Origin of the sequence: Endozoicomonas sp. (assembly GCF_051008435.1) — a bacterium.
GTDB lineage: Bacteria > Pseudomonadota > Gammaproteobacteria > Pseudomonadales > Endozoicomonadaceae > Endozoicomonas_A.
Genome location: NZ_JBPCXO010000091.1, coordinates 1 through 6,493 on the forward strand (window position 1 = coordinate 1; position 6,493 = coordinate 6,493).

A 6,493-nucleotide genomic window follows, 5' to 3' on the forward strand; every position below is an offset into this window, starting at 1 on the left:
GGTACCAAAGAGTTTTGCTGTCGAAGTGGTTACAGGACAGAAGGCGTGTTACCTGATCATGGCTGTATGCGCCGCCCAGCAAAGATGACAGCTGTGTGGCTGTCGTTTTGCCGAATGAGGACAGCAGGTAATCGCTATACAGCTCAAACAGCTCTGTGTTCATGCTCTAAAGCATGGCAGATTTTGCTGAGTGCGTAACATGAGTATACAGATTGCCATGACACTCCCTGTTATCGCTATCAGGACAGCCCCCCCGACAGCCGCCGTCGCCGTCGCAACAATCCAGGTACGGGGACTACCTCCTTCAAAGCCTGGACTTTCCAGGGGCGCTATTACAGGAGTGGTATTAACAAGCACCGATGCGGTATAAGCAAGCGTAAAAGTACCAGAAACACTGTTACTTTCTCCTTCAGAGCCGATACTTTCCAGGGACGTTGTGACAGGGGTGACTTTAAAAAGTGTCGTGGTGGCAGGGGCTGGTATCAAGGTGTCAGAAACGCTGCCATTTTCCCCTTCAGCCCCTGAACCGTCCAGAGGCGTAGCAGTCGTGGTTGTTAAAAACACCGTGGCAGCAGGTTCAGGCATCAAGGGACCACCGCCAGAAGTGCTGGACGTATTTCTGGATATAACCAGAGAATTACTAAGTGGCTGGCCATAACAAGCATCATTGACTGTTACTGTCAGATGATAGCTCTCCTGGTCAAGATGAGTAAAAGTGAAGTTATACGTCTGAGAGCCCTCATTTGCGCCAACTATGCAATCCGGGTCACAGTCGTCTGTTGGCGGGCTGATGTTTAGCTGATATTGGTCAGAGAGGTTTTCCTGCGCCCCCTTCTGCCAGAATAAAGTAAAATGATGACCACTGAACGTTGAATCCGTGTTAATGATCACAGGAGTCAGCTCCTGACTGTTCCACCGGTTTAACGTAAAGCTTGTTATTTCTTCGCTCCGTAGTCCAATATTAGCGCACTCTATGATCGAACCATTGTTCACACCCTTTGCATTAGCGTTAAAATAAAGCTCGGAAACGGTACATTGGTCGTCTTCGCCAGGATCCAGGTTGTGAGCAGTAAAGCCGCCGCACGAAAATTCGCCGACTTCGCAACGCGTCAACCCAGACTGAAGTAGAACGATTTCATCATTTTTCAGATCACAAATACCTTCCTCAAGGCTCCATAATGTAGCTCCCTTTGGCACACCCACATCGCAAGTCAGCTTTATACGATCAGTGTCGCATATTTTTTGTGGACAAGGCATTATGGACTCCCTGTCACTGTTGGTGAGATTGCAGGTCAGTGACGGTACATCATCTGAAGCAGCCAAGGTAAAGACAAACAGAAGAGAAAAACAAAAGCCTGAGGATAGCCAGATGACCCGTTTCATTCAATCGACTCAATTACACATGACCGTATTAGCCTGCAGTCTAGGAGACTGTCGGACTTAAGACAAAAATCAGGCATAATTATCAGCATCCACTATTCAGGACAACGACCTCTGACAAATGAACAAATGGACTTTCAGAACCATTGACCGCAGTACTCCCGACATGTTTCCAGCCAGTGTTGATGACTACTTGCCGGAACGTCATCTTGCTCGCTTTGTTGTAGAGATTGTTGAGCAACTTGATCTTGACCCATTTATCAAGGCTTATAGCGGGAGAGGCTCTAAGGCCTGGCATCCATCTCTCATGATTTCGTTGTTGTTTTATGGCTATGCGACTGGCGTCTTTTCCAGTCGGAAACTGGAGAAGGCTACTCACGACTCTATTGCTGTTCGTTACATCTGCGCCAATGAGCACCCAGATCACGATAGCATCAATACCTTCCGCAAGCGTTTTCGCAAAGAGATTAGCGATCTGTTCACCCAGATTCTAATGATTGCCAAAAAAGCCCAGTGGCTGAAAATGGGAACCATTAGCCTGGATGGAACCAAGATGAAAGCCAATGCCAGTAAGCATAAGGCACTCAGCTATGAATATGCCTGTAAGTTAGAAAAACAGCTCAAGGCTGAAGTGGATGAACTCCTGAAAATGGCAGAGAAGGCTGATGCAGAAGACCAGCCTGAAGAACTCTCTATTCCGGAAGAACTCGAACGTCGCGAAGATCGTCTTGCTGTCATTGCCGAGGCAAAGGCTGAAATAGAGCGACGTGCCGAGGAGCGTTACCAGCAAGAACTGGAAGAATACGAAGAGAAAGTGGCTCGCCGGGAGGCCATCAGAGAATCGGGTAAAAAGCCCAGAGGCAAAGAACCCAAAGCGCCTGAATCGGGCCCAAAAGACAAAGAACAGGTCAACCTATCAGACCCTGATTCTCGCATTATGCCGACCTCAGGAGGTGGCTTCGAGCAAGCCTATAATGTGCAGGCTGCCGTTGATGTTGATAGTGGGCTGATTGTAGAAAAACACATTACTCAGGCAACAAACGACAAGCAACAAATAGAGCCAGCCCTTGAAGAACTGGCTACCCGTGAAGACGAGCTTGGCAAGGCAGAAGCGCTTCTGGCAGATACAGGTTATTTCAGCGAAAATAATGTGTCTGCTGTGGATAACTACGGCGCTACTCCCTACATCGCAGAAAAGCGAGATGCCCACAACAAGCCGTTAATGGAGCGCTTCAAAGCTGATGATCCCATGCCGAAAGGCGACGATGTGACGGCATTAGACTTGATGCGATGGCGGCTACAAACAAAGGAAGGGCGAGCTGTTTATGCTTTACGAAAAAGCACGATTGAGCCGACCTTCGGAATACAGAAAGAAATTATGGGGTATCGCCAGTTTCTGGTTCGTGGCTTTGCAGCGGTGAGTGCCGAATGGGATTTGCTGTGTACAGGCTTCAATTTGAAGAAGATGTCTGCCATGGCGATGTCAGACATCAAAAATTGGTTAACTCTGGTGCAGGTTCTAGCCACCTACAGAGTCTTTTGGACGCTGTTTTACCATTTATGGGAAAAAATGGTGAAGGTGAGAACAGTTTGTATAGAAGCTTGAATGGACAGGAGAGCCATCAGGTAAACTTTCTCACTGAAATTGTCTTAAGTCCGACAGGCTCCTAGGTCAGCACTCCCAAACCACCCCGCAAGCCCTACAACCATCAAGACCTCAGGACACCTCCTAATGGTCTTAGCCCGCGCACTCTTCCCCCAGAGGCGCGGGTTTCTTTTTGTGCCCATAAAAACATCCATAGGCAGAGACGTTACCTGCTTTTAGAGCTGATCATATTGCTCCGCCATTAACATCACTGACAGAACAACGCCTTTGGGTAAAACACTGAGGTTATACGTGGAGGCTTTGCCTCCACGAAAAATCTAGTCGGAACCGTCATCTGAGAGTTCAGCGAGACAGTTGTCATAAGCAGCGTCTGGAACAATCCATAGCTGGTTATTTTTCAGATCGATAACCACACGCTTTTGCCGGCTAAAAAAGCCTCGACCTATGTGTTGATCAAAACCGGCAGAAACAGTGAATATGTTATGATAATCATACCCTCCGATCGATGTATCCTGCTTACCTTCTGTCATGGTGTACTGAGCACCATTTTTATAACCATTTTCAAAAAAACGTCCCAAAACTCTCGAGCCTTTGATTTCAATGGCTGATGCGTCTTCAAGCACTTTAATGAAGTTATGATTGATCTGGATATCTTCTGGCTCCAATAATTCCAACTCCAGAATAAAGGTATGTTTTGCCAGCGTCACTTGCGTGCTGGGTAAAGCTTTTTTGACGAGACCCACTCCCTGAATCATTGAATGAACGGAAAAAGACGCTGTATTTTCGTTGAATGATCTCCAGACTTTAAGCCGCTGATGTTCATAATCGATATCCCAGACCAGCCCCACCATATCTCTGGCCCCCAGGATACCAGTTATCCCATAGTTCTTTTTATAACCACCAACACTCTTACTAGCAACGGGGTACGAAGATCGAAGGGGTTTAACGCCACCCAGGCGCATGGTGGTGGGTTGATAAAAAGTTAAAGGTGAAGGCCTTCCCTCGAAGTCCTTCACCTCAACTTCATTGGGTTGTGAGGAAAACAGGTTGATCACTTCACTTTCAGCCACCGTATAATATTCACCGGTATTGATCAGGAAAGTGAATGTTTGGCCCGAAATAGTCAGATCGACACACGGATTGCCTCCACAAAATGCCCGCTCATAGATAGCGTCGTTACTGACTGCAGGTGTAGGAGACACCTCAGGAGAGGTAATCCCCAAAGACTCTGATTCTAAAGCCCATGAAGTTACGCTGGCAGTCAGTAATGCCGAGGCGCAAATAAAGCTCTTTAAGGGTAGATTCAACATAATGTCAGTCCATTTTTATGAAAACTTTTAAACAGGACTGCTAAGGATAGGTCTAAAACTGAGCTTCAATTTCTTATTTTTAGACAGGGCGCTTAGATAGTAAGGAGGCCTTATGTTTTGGACAGGCACAGGTGAAATTTGATTTTTCAAAACACTGCGTTGTTACCCAAACAATAAAGTTCCAGCTCTGCAATACTGATCCATCAAGAGTCTCTGTATAATTGGGATAAGACGTTTTCAAAGTGCATCTAATGACTAAGCCCTTTCACTGTCCATTGTGTCATTCCTCTTCCTCTGCCTATTCCAGCGACAAACGACGAGACTATTTCCAATGCTCTCATTGTTCACTGGTCTTTGCTGATCCTGAAACCTGGCCCAGTGCTAAACAGGAACGTTCCGAGTACGAGCTTCATGAAAATGAGGCTACCGATCCGGGGTATCGAGCATTTCTGTCCAGAATCACCGATCCACTCAAGAAAAAACTCATAACCGATGCCAAAGGACTCGACTTTGGTTGTGGCCCAGGTCCGACACTTTCCTTAATAATGGCCGAAGCAGGCTGGAGTATGGCACTATACGACCCTTTCTTTCACCCGGCTGAAAAGGCGCTGACACAAACTTATGATTTTATTACTGCAACGGAGGTCATCGAACATATTCACCAGCCCGATGTCTGGTTGCCCAAACTCTGGAATATGATAGAACCCGGCGGAACACTGGCATTAATGACCAAACTGGTGATCGATCAGACAGCATTTTCCCGCTGGCATTACAAAAATGACCCTACTCATGTCTGTTTTTACTCGAAAGAAACCTTTCAGTACCTTGCTGAGGACTGGCACGCCTCGCTCAGTTTTGAAGCTCAGGATGTTATTTTTTTGAGCAAGCCAAAGGACTTCTAATAGCGGGACCAGTTGCATATTACCGAGGATATTCTGCTCTGAAAGTGCCTGGCTTTAGATAAAAGCAGTCGTCAAAACAGTTTATTATTTATAGTAATTGTCACCTTAAAGACTACATATTTTAATAATTATTAAACCAAAACAGTAAAAACTCTCTAAATAGGTTTATAATTTATAACTATATGTAACCCTTAGGTATACATTATGAGAAATAAAATAAACCTATTGCTCAAGAACTGGCAACCCGGTCAGGTGGCAAGCTCCCGGTGGCTGGAATCGCAAGGTATCAGCCGGATGCTGGTTCGCAAGTACGTTAACAGTGGCTGGCTAAGCCCTGTTGGACACGGTGCGTATATAAGATGTGGTGATCGGGTGGGCTGGCCTGGTGCCGTTGCAGCCATTCAACAGCAACTCGAAAAAGAAGTTTGGGTGGGTGGACTGAGTGCCCTATCTTTGCATGGGCTGGTGCATTACCTTCCCTTTGGGCAAGAAACCCTGAATCTATATGGTGTTCAGGGTACCCAGCTGCCGAAATGGTTTAGCGACAACGAATGGAATGTCAGGCTATGTTGGCATACCCGACGGCTGTTTAACGAATCTCGATCGACGGATAAAAAAGATCATGGGTTGATTACACTGTCCTATTCCGACCAGAAACTGGTCGTATCTTCAGCCGAAAGAGCCGTACTTGAACTGTTGCAGCAAGTGCCTAATACCCTGTCTTTTGAATATGCTGCAGAAATCGTTCAGGGAGCCACCAGTCTCAGACCCCGTAAACTTCAAAAATTACTGGAACAGTGCAGCAGCGTAAAGGTTAAACGACTTCTACTGTTTATAGGGGAATCTTACCAGCACCAGTGGTATTCAAGACTGGATATCACTGCGATCGATTTGGGCCAGGGTAAACGTCAGGTAGTAAAAGGTGGCAAGCTTGATCATAAATATCAGATCACTGTACCTAACAGTTTTAAACTTCATCAAGGATAGTATTCACTGAACATGCCACAGAAAAACCGATACTTTGAACAGATGCAATTATTGGTTCAAATCATACCCATGGTTGCCCGGGAATCCTGTTTTGCGCTAAAAGGTGGTACTGCCATCAATCTGTTTATCAGAGATCTACCTCGATTATCTGTCGACATTGATCTTGCCTATCTTCCCCTTGACCCTAGGAGCCTGTCGGACTTAAGACTATTTCGGCCTAAATTCCAGAAAGAACGGCCCAATTATTCGATGAATTCGATTAAATAGGTCAACTATTCTCACGAATCCATCGAATAATTCGACTCGTT

The 6,493-nt window shown here is 46.1% G+C and carries 5 protein-coding genes and 2 pseudogenes; 4 read left to right on the forward strand and 3 right to left on the reverse strand.

What is annotated here, in order from left to right:
* Together ACR2PX_RS04005 and ACR2PX_RS04010 are read right to left on the reverse strand one after the other, a co-directional pair.
* Positions 1-163 (reverse strand): annotated as a pseudogene (locus ACR2PX_RS04005) (IS701 family transposase); the annotation flags it as partial.
* A complete protein-coding gene (locus ACR2PX_RS04010) occupies positions 160-1,257 on the reverse strand; it encodes a hypothetical protein (protein ID WP_433998074.1) in 1,098 nt (365 codons plus the stop codon). The gene ACR2PX_RS04010 and the pseudogene ACR2PX_RS04005, both read right to left, overlap by 4 nt.
* Before the next feature lie 244 nt (positions 1,258-1,501).
* On the opposite strand from ACR2PX_RS04010, the pseudogene ACR2PX_RS04015 reads away from it, so the two are divergent.
* Positions 1,502-2,857 (forward strand): annotated as a pseudogene (locus ACR2PX_RS04015) (IS1182 family transposase); the annotation flags it as partial.
* 446 nt (positions 2,858-3,303) lie between these two features.
* Here ACR2PX_RS04015 and ACR2PX_RS04020 read toward each other — a convergent pair.
* Entirely contained in the window at positions 3,304-4,296 is a 993-nt protein-coding gene (locus tag ACR2PX_RS04020) for a hypothetical protein (RefSeq protein ID WP_433998075.1), read from the reverse strand.
* 251 nt (positions 4,297-4,547) lie between these two features.
* Here ACR2PX_RS04020 and ACR2PX_RS04025 point away from each other — a divergent pair, with 251 nt between their 5' ends.
* The 3 genes from ACR2PX_RS04025 to ACR2PX_RS04035 all read left to right on the forward strand — a co-directional run bounded on the left by ACR2PX_RS04025 (position 4,548) and on the right by ACR2PX_RS04035 (position 6,452).
* Positions 4,548-5,198, forward strand: a complete 651-nt coding sequence (locus ACR2PX_RS04025) for a class I SAM-dependent methyltransferase (protein WP_433998076.1) — start codon at positions 4,548-4,550, stop codon at positions 5,196-5,198.
* Positions 5,199-5,402: 204 nt separating this feature from the next.
* Positions 5,403-6,185 carry a type IV toxin-antitoxin system AbiEi family antitoxin domain-containing protein gene (locus ACR2PX_RS04030; RefSeq protein WP_433998077.1) on the forward strand — a complete coding sequence of 261 codons (783 nt, stop codon included), beginning with the start codon at positions 5,403-5,405 and terminating at the stop codon, positions 6,183-6,185.
* A 42-nt stretch (positions 6,186-6,227) separates the two neighbouring features.
* Positions 6,228-6,452 carry a nucleotidyl transferase AbiEii/AbiGii toxin family protein gene (locus tag ACR2PX_RS04035; protein WP_433998078.1) on the forward strand — a complete coding sequence of 75 codons (225 nt, stop codon included), beginning with the start codon at positions 6,228-6,230 and terminating at the stop codon, positions 6,450-6,452.
* Positions 6,453-6,493 lie beyond the last annotated feature (41 nt).